Origin of the sequence: Amycolatopsis sp. cmx-8-4 (assembly GCF_046548675.1) — a bacterium.
Classification (GTDB): domain Bacteria; phylum Actinomycetota; class Actinomycetes; order Mycobacteriales; family Pseudonocardiaceae; genus Amycolatopsis.
In genome coordinates this window covers 1-16,703 of the sequence record NZ_JAEBDZ010000051.1, presented here as the reverse complement: position 1 = coordinate 16,703, position 16,703 = coordinate 1, and the positions used below count along the sequence as shown (strand labels likewise).

Annotated in this window: 14 protein-coding genes and 1 pseudogene; 8 read left to right on the top strand and 7 right to left on the bottom strand. The window is 69.1% G+C overall.

Annotated elements, in window-relative coordinates; genetic code table 11:
• Nucleotides 1–14 precede the first annotated feature (14 nt).
• Nucleotides 15–215, top strand: a complete 201-nt coding sequence (locus ACLJQZ_RS46765) for a hypothetical protein (protein ID WP_410628012.1) — start codon at nt 15–17, stop codon at nt 213–215.
• Nucleotides 216–681: 466 nt separating this feature from the next.
• Here ACLJQZ_RS46765 and ACLJQZ_RS46760 read toward each other — a convergent pair.
• Nucleotides 682–919 (bottom strand): annotated as a pseudogene (locus ACLJQZ_RS46760) (MerR family transcriptional regulator); the annotation flags it as partial.
• Nucleotides 920–1,255: 336 nt separating this feature from the next.
• Between ACLJQZ_RS46760 and ACLJQZ_RS46755 the strand changes: the two are divergent.
• Nucleotides 1,256–1,981: an FkbM family methyltransferase gene (locus tag ACLJQZ_RS46755; protein ID WP_410628011.1), complete on the top strand. Its 726-nt coding sequence runs from the start codon at nt 1,256–1,258 to the stop codon at nt 1,979–1,981.
• 15 nt (nt 1,982–1,996) lie between these two features.
• Here the strand turns inward: ACLJQZ_RS46755 and ACLJQZ_RS46750 are convergent, their stop codons facing one another.
• Genes ACLJQZ_RS46750 through ACLJQZ_RS46740 form a run of 3 tightly spaced genes read right to left on the bottom strand, consistent with a single transcriptional unit; the run spans nt 1,997 to nt 5,198 of the window.
• Nucleotides 1,997–3,295, bottom strand: coding sequence for a glycosyltransferase (locus ACLJQZ_RS46750; protein ID WP_410628009.1), 1,299 nt, complete (start codon nt 3,293–3,295; stop codon nt 1,997–1,999).
• Complete coding sequence (locus ACLJQZ_RS46745; RefSeq protein WP_410628007.1) at nt 3,289–4,287, bottom strand: hypothetical protein; 999 nt, start codon at nt 4,285–4,287, stop codon at nt 3,289–3,291. Before ACLJQZ_RS46745 ends, ACLJQZ_RS46750 begins: the two co-directional genes overlap by 7 nt.
• A complete protein-coding gene (locus ACLJQZ_RS46740; RefSeq protein ID WP_410628005.1) occupies nt 4,284–5,198 on the bottom strand; it encodes a glycosyltransferase family 1 protein in 915 nt (304 codons plus the stop codon). The genes ACLJQZ_RS46745 and ACLJQZ_RS46740 overlap by 4 nt, the downstream gene beginning before the upstream one ends.
• A 440-nt stretch (nt 5,199–5,638) precedes the next feature.
• Here ACLJQZ_RS46740 and ACLJQZ_RS46735 point away from each other — a divergent pair, with 440 nt between their 5' ends.
• Genes ACLJQZ_RS46735 through ACLJQZ_RS46720 form a run of 4 tightly spaced genes read left to right on the top strand, consistent with a single transcriptional unit; the run spans nt 5,639 to nt 10,085 of the window.
• The gene (locus tag ACLJQZ_RS46735) at nt 5,639–6,736 is read left to right on the top strand and encodes a glycosyltransferase (RefSeq protein ID WP_410628003.1); all 1,098 of its coding nucleotides are present in this window, start codon (nt 5,639–5,641) and stop codon (nt 6,734–6,736) included.
• A complete protein-coding gene (locus ACLJQZ_RS46730) occupies nt 6,733–7,758 on the top strand; it encodes a glycosyltransferase (protein ID WP_410628001.1) in 1,026 nt (341 codons plus the stop codon). Before ACLJQZ_RS46735 ends, ACLJQZ_RS46730 begins: the two co-directional genes overlap by 4 nt.
• Nucleotides 7,755–8,636, top strand: a complete 882-nt coding sequence (locus tag ACLJQZ_RS46725; protein WP_410627999.1) for a glycosyltransferase family 2 protein — start codon at nt 7,755–7,757, stop codon at nt 8,634–8,636. The genes ACLJQZ_RS46730 and ACLJQZ_RS46725 overlap by 4 nt, the downstream gene beginning before the upstream one ends.
• A 9-nt stretch (nt 8,637–8,645) precedes the next feature.
• Entirely contained in the window at nt 8,646–10,085 is a 1,440-nt protein-coding gene (locus tag ACLJQZ_RS46720; RefSeq protein ID WP_410627998.1) for a UDP-glucose dehydrogenase family protein, read from the top strand.
• A gap of 203 nt (nt 10,086–10,288) precedes the next feature.
• On the opposite strand, the gene ACLJQZ_RS46715 is transcribed toward ACLJQZ_RS46720, so the two are convergent.
• Nucleotides 10,289–11,929: a hypothetical protein gene (locus ACLJQZ_RS46715; RefSeq protein ID WP_410627996.1), complete on the bottom strand. Its 1,641-nt coding sequence runs from the start codon at nt 11,927–11,929 to the stop codon at nt 10,289–10,291.
• Nucleotides 11,860–13,005 carry a hypothetical protein gene (locus ACLJQZ_RS46710; protein WP_410627995.1) on the bottom strand — a complete coding sequence of 382 codons (1,146 nt, stop codon included), beginning with the start codon at nt 13,003–13,005 and terminating at the stop codon, nt 11,860–11,862. Before ACLJQZ_RS46710 ends, ACLJQZ_RS46715 begins: the two co-directional genes overlap by 70 nt.
• 535 nt (nt 13,006–13,540) lie before the next feature.
• Between ACLJQZ_RS46710 and ACLJQZ_RS46705 the strand changes: the two genes are divergently transcribed.
• Nucleotides 13,541–13,951: a hypothetical protein gene (locus tag ACLJQZ_RS46705; RefSeq protein ID WP_410627993.1), complete on the top strand. Its 411-nt coding sequence runs from the start codon at nt 13,541–13,543 to the stop codon at nt 13,949–13,951.
• Between the two features lie 573 nt (nt 13,952–14,524).
• Nucleotides 14,525–15,751, top strand: coding sequence for a cytochrome P450 family protein (locus ACLJQZ_RS46700; RefSeq protein ID WP_410627992.1), 1,227 nt, complete (start codon nt 14,525–14,527; stop codon nt 15,749–15,751).
• A 165-nt stretch (nt 15,752–15,916) separates the two neighbouring features.
• On the opposite strand, the gene ACLJQZ_RS46695 is transcribed toward ACLJQZ_RS46700, so the two are convergent.
• Complete coding sequence (locus ACLJQZ_RS46695; RefSeq protein ID WP_410627991.1) at nt 15,917–16,429, bottom strand: hypothetical protein; 513 nt, start codon at nt 16,427–16,429, stop codon at nt 15,917–15,919.
• Nucleotides 16,430–16,703 lie beyond the last annotated feature (274 nt).

The window sequence follows — 16,703 nt, the reverse complement described above, 5'->3', positions numbered from 1 at the left end:
TCCGCCGCTTGTTCGTGTCCGCGACGCTGTCACGCAGGGAAGGAAGCACCTGGGGCCGGCTCGTCGGCGACCTTCTCGTGGCGCCGCTCAGAGCGGGCGATCTGACCGAAGACGCCGACGTCGTCTGGCTCGGCGGATTGAACCACTTCAGCCTGCTCCACGACGACGCCGTCTACGAGACGCTTCTCGCCTGGTTACGCACAGACGGCAATTGAAGCCGAGACGGTCCGGTCGCAGGGGGTGCCGCGCGGGTCAGGCTTCCGGATGTCCGGCCGAACGCCTCCAGCGTCACGGCCTCCGGCTCCGGCCGCCGCGCACGTCGATGTCGAGCAGGTCGATCGCCGCCAGTTCTTCGTCGCTCGACTCGAAGTCGTGTCATCCCGGCATCCGTGTGGCGAATCGGCAGCGCAGCAGGCGATGCGCCGTGGACCTGCATCGCGATGTGAGGAGCAGGATGCGGGGCGGAGGTCGGGGCCGCGAGACCAGTCGCTCCGCCGCCGCGTCCGTGATCGATCTTCACCTTGCGAAGCCGAAGCATCCGCTCCGCGCGGATCGCGCCTTCCCGTCGAGTGGCCCTCGGACGCGCGAGGAGCAGGATGGGAGTGGCGTCCGGGGTGTCGAATGGGGACAACCGCAGTTACCGAACCGTATGGAGTGATGTGGCGTCACCGCAGAGGCGCTGGCTTCGTGGAGCTGGTCTTCGAGGGTGACGATGCGGCACGCGGCGTCGACGGCGGTGCCCTGATCGACCAGTTCTCGCACCCGCGCGGCCGGCCGCAGCTGGTGGCGGGAGTAGCGGCGGTGCCCGCCGGTGGAGCGTTGCAGGGTGATCAGCCCGGCTTCGCAGGAAGCCTTGAGTGGTGCCGAGAATATCGGCGGCCCGGCCCATGGTGCAGGCGGGGTAGTGCTCGTCGTCGAACTACGGCGAGTCACACACGTCATCCACGACGCCGCCGGGAACGTCGAAGAGCAGCAGTTCCACCGACCGCATACTTGACCGGCACGTGACGTGCACCCACACTGCGGCGCCGAGCACAGTCCTGAATGGAATCAAGGCGACCACCCGGCGGCTCCGGCGGTAACAGCGCCACTCACGCCGGAACCGACCTGATGGATGATTATCCCGTGGGGCAGCGGGTATGACTCGATACACAAGCCGCCAGAACCACAGGGACGAGGAAGGGCCGGTCGAATGCCCCAGCACACGACCAAGCCACACGGGACGATGTCGGTCCGAGTCGCCGAAGATCTCCGGGTGGTCACGAGAGACAGCCAGTGGGCCGCGGGTGAGGCCCACTACCTCTACCACGAGATCTTCACGCACGACGACTACCTGCTCGATCTTCCGAAACTGCGTCCGGACGCGGTTGTCGTGGACGCGGGCGCCAACATCGGCATGTTCGCCCTCCGCATCATCCGGGCGTGTCCCGCGGCCCAGCTCACTCTGGTCGAACCTGTTCCCGCAACGTGCCGCCTGCTGCGTGCCAACATCGCCGATATCGACGCGGAGGGTCTGCGCGTCTTCGAGACGGCACTGGGCGAACGTCGCGGCCGCATCGTGCTGACCGCCTACGAGCACCTGACGGCGAATTCGACGGGCCGGCCGCAGGAGAAGCCGGCCCAGTGGGTGGCAGACATGCGAAGGACACAGGAAAACCCGCGCCTGGCCGACGAAATGCTGAGCACCACCTCGGTCGAGGTCGCCGTAGTGCGGTTGTCCACCGTGCTGCCGTCGTCCTCTGCACGGATAGATCTGGTGAAGATCGACGTCGAGGGCGCCGAACTGGAAGTGCTGGAAGGCATCGACGAGCCCGACTGGCCACGGATCGACGCGATCGTCGTCGAGGTGCACGACGTCGACGGACGCCTTCCGGCGGTCGAGCGGCTTCTCCTGCGGCACGGATTCGCCTGCTCGATCCGGGTGCCGGCGATGATGTCCCCGGAGCTACGGCACTACATCGTGACCGCGCAGCGGCCGTGACCCGAGCCGGGCCGATCACGGCCACGACGCGAAGAACCCGGCCAGGGTCCGGTGGTGATCACGTTCCGCGCGGAGGGACAGCCGTTCCCGGCCGAAAGCACTGTCGAGAACCTCGTCGAACTCGAAGCGGCCCGCCCAGCGGCGTGCGCGTCCGACGACACGGGTCGACCAGGCCACGCCCAGCAGTTCGCCTTCCCGGACCAGATCGACGCGGCCGAGGTCGGCCCCGGCGATCAGCTCCACTGCCTGGTGGATGGCCGACGCCGGCAGCGGTCCGTGCACGTCGACGCGGACCCGCGCTCGGCGAAGCTGGTCCTCCGTCCACTGATCCGTGCGGACCATTCCCGCGTAAGCCTCCAGCAGCCGCTCGTCGTCGACGGGTAGCCGGACACCCAGATCACGGTGGCTCTGACGGAGCAGCGAATGGACCGTGCGCACGACCCGGCCGAAGTCGCCGCCGGCGGACACGGTGGCGAGCACGTCGAAGATTCCTCCGGGCATGGGGGCGCCCCGGGTGGACGGTTCGGGGATCACCGCGGCCAGCCGCGCGCTCTGCAGGTCCATGACCTCGGTCCCTTCTCCCCGCGCGCCCCAGTCCGGACCGTCGTGCCACGCGACCGCGGCGCGCTCGTGGACGAGGACCGCGCCCGCGTTCCACGCCCGGTAGGCGAAGTCCCAGTCCTCACCGCCGTAGCCGACGAACCGCTCGTCGAACCCGGCGAGGTCGAAGAACAGGTCCCGCCGGCACGACAGCACCGCCCCGATCACGAACCGGAAGCTGCGACCGTCGGAACGAAGAAGGTTTTCAGAGGCGGCGTAGCCGTCTCGCAGCCAGGCCGGTTCGGTCAGCGCGTTCGCCGCGCCGGGCTGCTCGTCGTCCGCCAGTCCGGTGAACGAGGCGTGCCGACGACGGCCCACGGCCAGCACGTCGGGACAGAGCGAGATGTGACGCACGGCCTCTTCGAGGTACCCGGGCTCCGGCACGGTGTCGGCGTCGAGGAAGACCAGTACTTCACCGGTGCTGTGGCGTGCCGCCAGGTTCCGGACCGTCCCGGCGCGGAACCCTTGGTCGGGTTGAGCCACCACCAGGGTTGCGACGTCCGGTACGGCGAAGACCGGTGTGGTCGCCGAACCGTCGTCGGCCAGGACCACCTGAGTGGGCGGCAAGGTCTGGTGGCGCAGGGCCTCGGCCATCCGCGCCAGCAGGTGGTGTTGTTCGAAGTGCGTGACGATGACGGTGACGGTGGGCCGTTGTCGCGGGTAGCCGCTCAACAGATCCCACTGGTTGTGCGGGGTCAGCACATCGGTCAGCACGTCGGCACCGCCCGGTGTGCGGGGAGGGCCAGCACCGTCCGGTAGAGCGCGACGTGCTCGGCGCCGACGTCCCGCCATCGCGGGTAGTTCGGCAGCCGCGTCGTCGCCGGGTCCGCCAACGCCCGGCGTACGTGGTCGGTCAGTTCGGACCAGGTCGCGCCCAGGAGCAGGTTGCCCGGGTAGCGGCGGTCGATTTCGGTGCTGTACGGGCCCGTCCAGGTGACCGGCCGCCGGCGGCACGACAACCACGACAACAGCGAACCACTGGCGCTCACGGTGCGGTTGAGCGCCAGCGGCACCCCGGCTGCCCTGGCCACGGCCGCGAACCGGCTGTCGCTCAGGTCCCCGGTGACGGTCAGCGGTACCCGGCGGAGGCCGGCGTGCCTGCGCAGCTGATCCGCCAGCTCGCGGTGCCCGGCGCTCGGAGCGCCCGCGGCTATCACCGCGGGAGGACCGCCGGGGCGATCGAGGCCGACGGCCGCAGCCAGGTCGATCGCCTCACGGTGGCCCTTCCCGGGGTAGACGTAGCCGAGCACGACCAGCGACGACGTCACGCCGGCCGGCGTCGCGCACGAAGCCGCGAGTGGTTCCGGCGGCAAGGGCAGATCGATGTGGTGCAGGGGCTTGCCGGTGAGGAGAGCGACTTTGCGCGCTTCGTGCTCGGCGGAGACCACGATGGCGTCACCGGCCGCCGCCACCGCCGCGTAACCGGCACTGCGGGCCCGGTCCCGGCGGCTGCCGCCGAGGGGATCGGGGACGTCGTGCATGGTGACCACCAACGGGTGGGAGGTGCGGGCGGCCCAGTTCAGGTAAGCCCGCACCGCCTCCTCGATCGTCGAGCCGAACAGGGCATCCGTGAAGTGGGCGTGCGTGAGGTCGGGTTCCTGGGCGCTCTCGAGTACCCCGCGGGACGCGCACAGCCGGGCGACCGATCGCGCGTGCCGGACGACGCCGTGCCCGGGAGGCCCCGGCGCATGGGTGTGCACCCTCACCGCGGAACCACGGCTACCGGTTCGCGCGTGCGGGTCACCGCGCGGTACAGGAGGGTGTGCGCGTCGACGATGGCGGCCCGGTCGGCCGCTCTTCGCCGGGGATCCGCACGCCACCGCGGCCGTTGCGCGAAAGCGCGACGCAGGGCGTCGTCCAGGCTCCCGTGGTCCAACGCCGTCTCCGTGCGGTGGTAGAGCAGGCACGGCGCCTGCTCCTGGTAGAACCCGCAGTCCGGCGCCAGCACGGTCGTGCCCAGATCGTGGCACGCTTCCAGCCAGCCCGAGTGGGTGCCGAACTTGTGCGGGAGCACGGATACGTCGAGGTTCTCGAGGTAGCCGACCAGTTCGTCGTCGGAGAACGGCGGCCGCACCGTCACCGGCACGCCACGTGCTCGCAGGTCTTCGGCGGCGCTTCGGCCGCCTTCGTCGTCGTGGGCGTGCACCACCAGCCGCGCACCGGGCAAAGTGGACACCGTGCGCGCGAGCCGCTCCGCGACGGCGACCGCGTCGCAGTTGGCACGCATGCTCTTCGCGTGCACCCCCACCACGAACTCGTCGCGGTGGTCACGGGTGTCCACCCGGCCCGCGCGCGCCGGATCGACCACGTACGGGTGCGGGATGACCGTCGCCGTGCGTCCCCACCCCGCGGCGATCCGCTCGGCCGCTCCCGGGGTCAGGGTGATCACGGCGTCGGCCGCGGGCACCAGGAGGCCGAGCGCGGCGTGGTGCGGACCGGGGTCGACCTGGTGGGGGTTGCGCAGGTCATGCACGGTCAGCACGAGTGGCTTCCCGTGCGCGCGGAGGGCGTCGACCACCGCCCGCAACTCTTCGAGGGAGAGGTGCTCGTAGCCGAAGTGCAGGTGCAGCAGGTCGAAACGACGGTGGTGCGCGTGCAGCCAAGCCGGCTCCAGCATCCGGTGGGGCCACCACTGCCCCTCGGGTGCGCCGGGCACCGGCGGATCGGGGAGGACGCGAAAACCCGGTTCCTTCCGTGGATCCGAGATAGTGCGCACGAAAGGGTGACCGGCCGGCACCGAGGCGATGATCAACGGCGTTTCCACGGGTAGTGGATGTCCATTCGCGCGCGACCTAAACACCACGGGCGCTACGCGCTGTTCCCCGTTTCCCCGCCGCCCGAGGGGGTACCCGCCGACCACGAGCTGAAGATCATCACTCGGATTCACCGGTCACCGGCGTATCGGACCTTGGCACTCTGCGACGTCGGCAGCGCATTTCCCATGGGTGATCGACGGGTATCTCCGCGGAAGGAGCACATGCGGTGGTTCGAGCAACAACCACAGTGGACCGGAACAGAAAGCACCCGGCGCAGGGACCGGGTGAACGAACGCGGCCGGTGATCGTCCCGGATTCGCCCGTATCCGCCGAGCACGCCGGTTCCGCGCTGTCGATCGGCTTGGTCGCCTCCGCGCGCTACCCCCTTCGGGAGCCCTTCGCGGGCGGACTCGAGGCACACACCTGGCAGCTGGCCACCGGCCTGCGCAAGCGCGGCCACGACGTCACGGTGTTCGGCGGGACCGGCTCCGATCCGGCGTTGCGGGTCCGGGCGATGCCGGTGCTGCCGACCCTGTCGGCGCAGGCCCGCCGCGACGTCAGCATGCCCGCCGACTACTTCATCGCCGAGCACCACGCGTACCTCGGCCTGATGCTCGACCTCGGCGCCACCGGGGTCTGCGACGTGGTGCACAACAATTCCCTTCACTACCTGCCCGTCGCCATGGCTTCGACGCTGAGCGCGCCGGTGCTGACCACGCTGCACACCCCGCCCACCCCGTGGCTGGAATCCGCGGTCCGGCTGCGCTCTCCCGGACACACGCGCTTCGCGGCCGTCAGCGCGCACACCGCGCGGCAGTGGTCGTCGCTGGTGCCCGCGGTCACGGTGGTGCGCAACGGAGTCGAGCTGGACCAGTGGGTGCCCGGTCCCGGCGGCGGCTCCCCGGTGTGGTTCGGCCGGCTGGTCCCCGAGAAAGGGCCCGAACTGGCCATCCACGCCGCCCGGGCGGCCGGCACCGGGCTGCGGCTGGCCGGCCCCCGGCCGGACGCCGGGTACTTCCGGCGCGAGATCGAACCGCTGCTGGGCGGCGACGTCGAATACCTCGGCCACCTCTCCCACCGCGAGCTGGTCCACCTGGTCGGGTCGGCCCGTGTCGCCGTCGTGTCGCCACGCTGGGAAGAGCCTTACGGGCTCGTGGTCGCCGAGGCGCTGGCCTGCGGCACGCCGGTCGCCGGGTTCGCTCGCGGAGCGCTGCCCGAGGTTCTCGACGCGCACTGCGGAGTACTGGCGCCGCCCGACGACGTCCCCGGTCTCGCCGCGGCCATCCTCCGGGCCGCTTCCTTGGACCGCGGCGCGGCGCGGCACCGCGCGGAGACCACCTGTTCGGTGGATCGCATGGTGGACGAGTACGTCCGGCTCTACCGGGAACTGTCGTCGTGATCGCCTACTACGTGCACCACCACGGCTCCGGGCACGTTCACCGCGCCACCGCGATCGCTCGCGCGCTGCGCGACGAGGTGATCGGGCTCTCCAGCCTGCCGGCCCCGGCCGGCTGGCCGGGTCGGTGGATCACGCTGCCCGACGACGCCGACGGGACCGATCCGCACCGCGACGACGTCACCGCCGGCGCCACGCTGCATTGGGCGCCGAGACACCACCCGGGCCTGCGCGAGCGCATGGCGTTGCTGAGTGCGACGCTGCGTGACGACGCCGTACGCTTGCTGGTCGCCGACGTGTCGGTCGAGGTCGCGCTGCTGGCCCGGCTGCACGGCGTACCGGTGGTGGTCGTCGCGCAGCCGGGCTGGCGTACCGATCGTGCGCACCGTACGGCCTACGACCTCGCCGAAGCCATCATCGCGCCGTGGCCCCGGCGGCCCGCCCCGGACTGGCCGACGGCGTGGCCGGCCAAGACCGTGCACGTCGGCGCGCTCTCGCGCTTCGACGGCCGGGTTCGACCGCCGGTGGGTACGCAGCGGCGCGCGCTGGTGCTGTGGGGAAGCGGCGGCCTCTCAGTGTCCGCGGCCCGATTGCACGCGGCCGCGGCGGCGACTCCGGAGTGGCGCTGGGACATCGCCGGTCCGGCACGGCCGGGGGATTCCCCGGCAAGCCCGCCACCCAACTTGCAGCACCACGGCTGGGTGACGGACCCATGGCCGCTGCTGGGCGAGGCCGGTGTCGTGGTCACCCACGCCGGGCAGAACGCCCTCGCCGAGGTCGCGGCGGCCCGGCGCCCCGCCGTGGTCATTCCCCAGCCCCGTCCGTTCGACGAGCAGGAGGCCACCGCCGAAGCGCTGGTCCACGCCGGACTGGGCGTGGTCCTCCCGTCGTGGCCCGCCGCGTCCCGGTGGCCGGTGGTGCTCACCCAGGCGCACTCCCGTGGTGGCGACTGGGCGGCCTGGTCGCGGGGTGACGGCGCCGCCCGCGCCGCGGCCGTGCTGCACGACCTGGCGCGGCCCAGGTGACCGGCCTGGCCCGGCGACCGCGCACCGCCGTCGTCACCATCACGGCCGGACGCGAGAGCCATTTGCAGCGCCAACGCGAGGCCCTCGGCACCGGGGACGTCGAACTGCACGTCGTCGTCGACATGACCGGCTCGCTCCGGCTGCCCTCCGCGCTCGGGGCACCACCTGTCGTGCTGATTTCCCTGGTGACGCCGGAGCGGGCGCTGCCCCTGGCCGCCGCCCGGAACGCGGGAGCGCGCGCCGCGCTCGATCACGGCGCCGAACTGCTGGTGTTCCTGGACGTCGACTGCATCCCCGGTCCGGGTTCACTGGCCCGTTACACCGACGCGGCCCGCCGGGTGCCTCCCGCGACGCTGATGTGCGGGCCCGTCGCCTACCTGCCACCGCCGCCGCCCATGGGGTATCCGGCACCGCGGGAACTGGCGGACCTGGCCGAACCGCATCCGGGCCGGCCGGCTCCCTCGCCGGGACGCATCACCGTGGACGACGAACACTTCGAGCTGTTCTGGTCCCTGTCCTTCGCGACCACCCGGGAGGACTGGCACCGGTTCGGCGGCTTCTGCGAGCAGTTCGCCGGCTACGGCGCGGAAGACACCGACTTCGCGTTGCGAGCGGCGAAGAGCGGCGCCCGGCTGGCCTGGATCGGTGGAGCCATCGCCTACCATCAGTACCACCCGGCCAGCAGGCACGACCCGGGCCACGTCCGCGAACTCGTGGCCAATGCCCACGTCTTCCACCGTCGTCACGGCTTCTGGCCGATGGACGGCTGGCTGTCCGAACTCGACCGGGCCGGCGTCGTCCGGTTCGACCGCGCCCGCGACACGCTCCGGCTGCTACCCGGATTCGGCGATCAGCTCCAGACCCTCCAACCGCAGTGAGGAACCAGCATGTCCGCTCGGCGCATCATCGTGATCGGAACCGGTTACGTCGGGCTCACCACCGGCGCGTGCCTGGCCTCGCTGGGCCACACGGTCGTGTGCGCCGACACGGACCGCGCCAAGGTGGACCGGTTGCGCGACGGCCGGGTCGACATCCTCGAACCCGGATTGACCGAGCTGGTCGCGGGCGGCACCGCGGCCGGCCGGCTGAGCTGGGCGACCACCGCGACCGCCGCGCTCGCGCACTTTCCGCAACAGGCCGAGGTCGTGTTCCTCTGCGTGCCGACGCCCATGGGCTCAGGCGGGCAGGCTGATCTCGGCATCCTCGAGGCAGCCGTGGAACAGCTGCGCGAAGCTCTCCCGCCGGACTGCGTCGTGGTGACCAAATCCACCGTCCCCGTCGGCACCGCGGACCGGCTCACCCAGCTGCTGCAACGACAAGACGTGTCGGTGGTGTCCAATCCGGAATTCCTGCGGGAAGGCACGGCTGTGCACGATTTCCTGCATCCGGACCGCATCGTGGTCGGATCGGCGTCCCAGGACGCCGCCGAACTGGTAGCGGCGCTTTACTCACGGCTGGACGCGCCGACGGTGCTGACCGACGCGCCCTCCGCCGAGCTGATCAAATACGCGGCCAACTGCTTCTTGGCGATCAAGCTGTCGTACGTCAACGCCGTCGCGGAACTCTGCGACCGCGTCGGCGCCGACATCGCCGACGTCACCGAGGGCCTGGGTTACGACAGCCGCATCGGCCAGAAGTTCCTGTCACCCGGGCCGGGCTGGGGCGGTTCGTGCCTGCCCAAGGACACCTCGGCCCTCCTGCAGCTGGCGGACTCGGCCGACTTCGAGTTCCGGCTCGTCCGCGCCGCCATCGACACCAACATCCGGCAGCACAAGCGCATGGTCGACAAGATCCGCGAAGTCGTGACGGGCAGCCGCACCGGATCACTCAGCAGAGTCAAGCTCGCGTTGCTGGGCCTGACGTTCAAAGCGGGCACCGACGACCTGCGCGACTCCCCCGCGCTGGCCGTGGCCTCGTTGCTGCGTCAAGCGGGAGCCGAGCTGGTGGCGTTCGACCCGGCGGTGCCGCCGGCCGACCATCGCGCAGGCGGACTGCCGCTGGCTGTGGCGAGCGACGCTTACCAGGCCGCGAGTGGGGCCGACGCGATCGTCGTGCTCACGGAGTGGCCCGAATTCCGGCGGCTGGACTGGCAACGACTGGCCACCTCGGTGCGGACCCCGGCCGTGATCGACACCCGGAACCTCCTGGACCCGTCGGCGATCGCGAAGGCCGGCTTCAGCTGGACAGGGTTGGGCCGGCCGACGAGCAACACGACCCCCGAGCCCCATGGGGCAACGCCTCCCGCGTTCGATTCCAGTTGGGCCCCAGCTGATACACCGGACCGCGAAAACCACGTTCTCACCGGCTCGACACCGACGTACCACTGACTCGCAGCGCCTTCCGGACGCGCCGTTCCGCCGGAAGATCCCGCGTCTTGCCGACCCACACCGACAGGCGATCACTCGCTCCGGCGGTCAGCCAGGTGTGCCGGTCGTTCGGGTCCTGGGCCGACGACTGGTAGTACCGGTTCCCGTCGGGGCTTCGATGAGCGCGCTCGTCCCGCAGTCCGCCCAGCCGTGCAGAGCCTCGGTCATCTCGTCCTGCGCCGGCCGGCGAGCCGCGGTTCAGCCGTGCGACAAGATGGCGAGGCATGGGCGTCGACCCGCCCCGACACTCCGCGCAACGCAGGGCCCACTTCGAGGGCGACGCCGGTCGCCGTTCCCCGGCGGCGCGGCCGGTGGTCGGCGAGCAGCAGAGATAAGATCGCCGCAACTTCAGCGTGTCCGTGACCTCGCGAGATTCCTCCACCTCGGCTGCGCACAGCCAGCCGCCGGACAAGCGACCATGCAGGCGAGTCCACACACACGGAAGCCACGAGACTCCGAAGATCGTCGGGCCATCCCGCGACGGTGTCCGCGGCGCGCATGAGCACGCGGGCGAGGAGCACACAGTCGTCCTTGGCGTCGTGCCAGCGCAGATCGTCGTGCGCCACTTCGAGGTTGGTAGCCAGCGGGCTCAGCCGGTGCGTGCGTGCGTTCGGCCACAGCGCGAGGGCCAAGTAGCAGGCATCCACCAAGGTGCATTCGGGCGGCTTGACGTCGGCGCGTTGGAAGGCGTCGTCAAGAAGGACGAAATCCGACTCGGTGCCGTTGTAGGCGACAAGCGCATCAGCTCCCGCACAGAAGCTGACGAACTCCTCAAGCACGTCACCAAGAGGGAGCCTGTTCTCAGCGTGCCGCTTCTCGACGTCCGCTGAGACGAACCCCCACGTCGCGTCAGGCAGTTCGACGTACCGGGAGAAGGAATTCTCTTGGGCCACCCAGGCATCGTCGGTGCCGATGCGGTGCGCCCCAATCTGATAGATACACGTCTCGGTGTACGGCTCGGCGGCGACTGGCCGGACCATCGACTCCACATCGACGATGACAGCCCGCAAGACGTCAGTTTCCATGACAGCGGAAACCGGCGCTTCATGCGGATCCGTCGACGCGCCAACGAGAATCCGGCCGCCTGACTCCATGAGCGCGCCGGCTTCGAAGGCCGTCTCCAGCAGCCCGGAAAGCACACCGGACCGCATCCGGAACCGCCGTTGAACCAATGTCTTGATACCCGCACGGTCCAAGGGTTCGTCCTGCTGAGCGAACGATCCTGTACCGAACTTGCCGTAGACGGTGCCGCCATCCGGATCGGACACCCGGCCCGCGATCTGCGGCGTCTTCGTGTACACCCACGGCCGGTTCGGGCCGCTCGTGCACGGCAGCTGACCGTTCTGCATCGACAGGCTCGCCGGCGGGTTCGGGTAGGAGTCGTAGTTCACCTGGAAGTACGGGTTCAGGTCGAACCGCCGCCAGGCCGCCATCCCGTCACCTTCGTTGGCGGCCGCGAGCGCGAACCACGTGTTCTGCCAGTAGTTCGCGGCCGCGTCCCTCGCCGCCCGAGTGGCGTCGAACTGCCCCACCACACCTGCAGCGTCATGACAGTTCGCGACGTTCATCGTCGACACCTGATACACCCAGCCCGGCTGCGCACCCCACGTCGTGTTCGGATCCGCAGGGTTCGACAACCACAACCCGGTCGCCTTCGGCGAACAGCTGTAGCTGTGCTGGATCGTGGTGTTGAGCGACGCACTGTGCACCACCGTCCCACCCAGCCGCGCACTGTTCATCTGGATGTAGGACCGCGACGTCCCCGCACTGTCGTAGTTCTGGTAGCCGGCCTTGAGGTTCGACAAGTCCCCGGTCGACGCGTCCAGTTGTGCGCACCCGGAAAGCCGGACTGGACCACCACGTGCGACTGGATGCCGCACGAGTCGCACCAGCTGTCCGGGTCCAGCGACACCGGGTACCGGGTCGCCGGGTCACTCAGGAACGCCTGGTCCGGGGTGATCGTCACCGTGCTCGGTGTGAGAGCGACGTCCATCATCGTCTCACGCCGGCCGCCGCCCTCGCCGAGCTGCTGCTCGGCTTGCGAACCGTCGCCGGTGGAGTCCCACATCCGCGACGCGTCGCCAGAGAAGACGACCTGCCCGGAGGTGTCCTTGACCTCGAGCCCGTCGGTCGGGCCGGCCTGGGCCGGAGTGCCACAACCTTCGCCTTCCGCGACCGAGACGGTCGTGTTGCGGGTGCGGAGCCCGAACGGGATCTCCTGCAACTTCGGGTTCTTCGCCGCCTCCGGCGTCTTGATGACCAGATTCTCCGTGAACCCCTCGGCGACCGCCTTCACGGTCAGATCCACGCCAGGCAGCACCTCGGCGTAAACGGCCGTGTCGCCGTCCAGCGCCGGTGCCGGCAGGTCGGCGGTCCACTTCAGACCGACTTCCTTGTCGTCCTGACCCGCCTGCACGATGGGCTGCGACGCCGAACCGGCACCGCCGGGGTTGAGCTTGACGTCGACGGCGATTGCCTGCGGCCCGACCGAGCCGTCCGCCCGGTGCACCAGGGTCGTGTCGACCGGTGCCCACGTCGCGCCCTGCTTCACCCGGACCGGGTGGACGTACTGCGTCATCGTCCACGAGCCATCCGGATTGGCCAGCGTCTGCGACGTCTCGGTGGTCTCCGAAGACACCTCGACCTGCTTGTCACCGTCACGCGCATAGGACGCGGCCGTGACCTCGTCCGGAGCCACATCCGGGACTACCACAGGTGTTTCGGCATGAGCGGGTGTGACCGTCACCATGGTTCCGGCACCGACTGCAGCGCAGAGCAAAAGAGCGCGCCAACGCGCACCAGAGAAACGCACGAGATCCCCCTCGTCAAAAGCAACCAGCACAGTGCTGGGCCCCCGACGAACCCGCGACCACGATGCCAAAGCTGACGAAGATCCGAAATAGGCCGTTCAGGGCAGTCGCAACCGGAAGGCGAATCGACGAGTACAAAACGATCTCAGCAAGAAGGTGCAAATAAGACATACGCGACCAACTTGACGAGACGGGTCGCCGACAATTGGCACATAAGAAGACCGTCTTGGCCCCCTCGATCCACGCGCGATCATCTGCGCCGTCGCCACCGAAAGATCCAGTCCACGGTCGCGATCCCCGCCGGACAGCCGTCCGATCAGCCAGCATGTCCATGCAGGTCACCACGTGAGTCGAAGGTCTACACCACACGATCCAAATCCCGGCGCAGCTGCCCCGACAGCTTGTCAACCCGCCGGAAGATCACCCTCTCGGGTGATCAAGACGACGCTCATACTCAACGGGTTGCCTCGACCATCGCGGAATGCACGCGTAGTCCTGAGCCGATCAGGCGAACGCCCCACAGCTGCAGACATACAGTGACCCGGGGTTCCGTAACACCACACGTCGTCACGGCGAGGCCCGCCAGGACCGAAGGAGCCACTTGCCATGACGAAGAACGACGCCCAGCGGCCGCAGACTGCGGAGGCGCCCCACCGAAACCGCGCCCTGCGGTACGCCGCTATCGCGGCAGCCGTCCTCGTCGCCGTCGGCACCATCCTGCTCGTCACCCATCCCAACGACCCGCCACCGGTTGATTACCATGTCGCCGTCACCGCCAACATCAGCGCCACCTGGGTCTCCGACGACAGCGACGGCACGCTCGACCTCACCAACGGCGGCAACTCCGAGAAGACCGGGCGGGCACCGGCCGGTCGTACCGGGATCTCGTCGCCGAAGGTGCGGTGGCGCGGCGGGAACTGGTCGACGTGCTGCAGCTTGCTCCGTGCGGTAGCTGAGGCGGACGAAGACTCGGACTGCCCGCCGAGAAACCGCATTGGTCACCCATCGTTCAGCTGATCCGGGCGCCAATATCCCCCACGCGGGTGGCTTCACTGGGATGGCGGATTAGCGCCGGTCGCGCGTCATTTCACTCGTTGAGGGCACGCGAGCCGCGTCCTCGCGGTGGCATAATTCTTAATGTTGTCGACCGGGCGATCCTTGGGGGGGGTGACGCCACAACGGGAAACCGGAAGGCTACGTGCTGGATCACTGCCGCAGGCATGTTCACCAGGTTGAACATAGTCGCCGGGCCGGCTCAGGCGGCGACGGTCCACGCGGCCGCGGCCACCATCGTGCCGCACCTTTCCTGCAGTGCAGGGTTTAAAATGTACTTCTGTTCAGTGAATCCCACCGGCGGGGTCACGCCTTGAGGAGAGTCCTGGAACAACTGCGGCTCTTTCGCCGCCGCGTCGTTCTACGACAGCCCGTGAGTCGGCGGCGGCACGGTCGCGGTCCGCGACAGCACCAGAAACACCGGTTCGCAAGGGAGCGACCGTGATCTGCATCCTGGACGCGCACTGATCCACAGCCGGCATTCCGTATCCGAGTTCGGCCGGGGTCCATGCGAGAACCAGCGGGGGGAGAATGAGAATGGAACAGCCGATCACGCTCGACGTCAACGCCTCCGACGTGCACGCCGAAGGTGCCCGCCTGCGGGAGCGGAGGCCGGTCACCCGGATCGAACTGCCCGGTGGCGTTCCGGCCTGGGCCGCTACCGGCAACGATGTCCTGCGTCGGCTGCTGGCCGACCCTCGGGTGTCCAAAGACGCGGTGCAGCACTGGCCCGCGTTCACCAACGGGGAAATCGCCGATGACTGGCCACTGCGGATCTGGGTGTCGATCCGGAACATGTTCACCGCCTACGGTGCCGACCACCGGCGGCTGCGTTCCCTGACGGCCGCCGCCTTCACTGTCCGCCGCACCGAGGCGCTGCGCCCGAAAGTCGAAGAAATCACCCGGGACCTGCTCGACGCCATCGAGGCGGATGCCGGTGACGCGCCCGTCGACCTGCGGGCGCGGTACGCCTACCCGCTGCCGATCGAGGTCATCTGCCGGCTGTTCGGCGTCCCGGGCGACAAACAGGCCGGGATCCGCGAAGTGGTGGACGGCTTCTTCGACAGCGCGATCACCGCGCAACAGGCCCAGGCGAACGTGGCGGCAGCGTACGCCCTGTTCACCGACCTGATCGCGCAGAAGCGCGCCGCGCCCGCCGACGACCTGACCAGCGCCCTGATCGCCGCGCGAGACGACCGGGACGGCGCGCTGACCGAAACCGAGCTCGTCGACACGCTGATGCTGATGATGACCGCCGGCCACGAGACCACGGTGAACCTGCTCGACCACGCCGTCACCGCGCTGCTGACCCACCCTGATCAGCTCGCCCTGGTCCGGTCCGGGCGACGGTCCTGGACCGCCGTGGTGGAGGAGACGCTGCGCTGGCAGGCGCCGATCCCGTACACGCCGCTGCGGTACGCGGTCGAGGACATCGAGGTGGACGGCACGGTGATCCGGCGCGGCGACGCGATCCTGGTCGGCTTCGGCGCCGCCGGGCGCGACCCCGCCCAGCACGGCGACACCGCCGACGAGTTCGACATCACCCGCGCGGCCGCACCGCACCTCACCTTCGGCTACGGCGTGCACCACTGCCCTGGCGCGCCGCTGGCCCGGCTCGAAGCCGAAGTGGCGCTCCCGGCGCTGTTCGACCGCTTTCCGGACCTGACCCTCGCCGTGTCACCGGAGGAACTGACCACCCTGCCCACGTTCCTGTCCAACGGACATACCAGCTTGCCCGTCCACCTCCGGCCCGCACCTCGATGACACCGGAACCGGCCCTCCACCGCGGGCGCGGACCGAGCGTGTCCGGTTCATCCCTTGGTTCGAGCAGCTGTGGCCGCACCTTGCCGCCGCGGGTGTGCTGGTCGACGGCAAGGTGCGAGTCAACCCTGCTTGACGAGGCGGGAACCTAGAGCCGGTCAGCCTTCGTCAGTTATCGCCACCGGCCTGCGTGCTTGTGTCGGACGTGCCCGGTTCGGCCTCGACCGAGCCGGGATCGTCCTTGGTGAACTTCGCAGCTATTCTATTCTGATCCTGTGCCAACCTTTTGATTTGTCGGAGGCAACGAATCGGTCGAGCGGGCGTGAGCACCAACGCACTGTAGGCACCTGCGAGACATTCGCAGATCGTGTCCACCAACATGTGAATATGGTCAGCCGCGCCGACTTTATTGACGTTCTTGTCACGAACAAGCTGACCGATGATTCCAGTCTCCTTGTACATGAAAACGTGGTACTGCAGCGCAATCAACATCGAGGAGAGTCGGAGCATATACCCGCCGACCACGTTTCGCCGCCGCTTGGGCAACCCCTGACTGAACTTCCCGAATTCGACGTAGAGTTGACTGCACTCTCCGCCCACGTTTTCGAGGTTCCCCGCCGCCATAAAGCAAATAACGCTGGCTGATTCCAGCCCGTAAAGATACATGAGATCGCACGGCATGGACAGGAGTCTGGCTTCCAACTGACGGCGGAGTCGCATGCATTCGACGACACGGTCTTTTCTGGCTTCGAGTCGCGGTTTGGGCGGAATACTCGACCAGCATCGTCACCACCGCGGCCGTTCCAGCACTGACGAGCGCCGACTGAACTAGTGCCTCGTCAAGGAACGTTGACGTGGTAACCGTGTCGCGTGGACATCCGGGCCGGTGATCGCCAGGCTGGCCGGTGGAGGTGAGCCATGGCGCGTCAGCCGGAGGTGTTCGCGCGGTCGCTGG

Coding starts and splice junctions, on each gene's coding strand:
- ACLJQZ_RS46740 (WP_410628005.1), bottom strand. CDS start 5,198: ATGCTGGAGCCGGCTTGGCTGCACGCGCACCACCGTCGTTTCGACCTG.
- ACLJQZ_RS46720 (WP_410627998.1), top strand. CDS start 8,646: ATGTCCGCTCGGCGCATCATCGTGATCGGAACCGGTTACGTCGGGCTC.
- ACLJQZ_RS46705 (WP_410627993.1), top strand. CDS start 13,541: ATGACGAAGAACGACGCCCAGCGGCCGCAGACTGCGGAGGCGCCCCAC.
- ACLJQZ_RS46700 (WP_410627992.1), top strand. CDS start 14,525: ATGGAACAGCCGATCACGCTCGACGTCAACGCCTCCGACGTGCACGCC.
- ACLJQZ_RS46695 (WP_410627991.1), bottom strand. CDS start 16,429: ATGCCGTGCGATCTCATGTATCTTTACGGGCTGGAATCAGCCAGCGTT.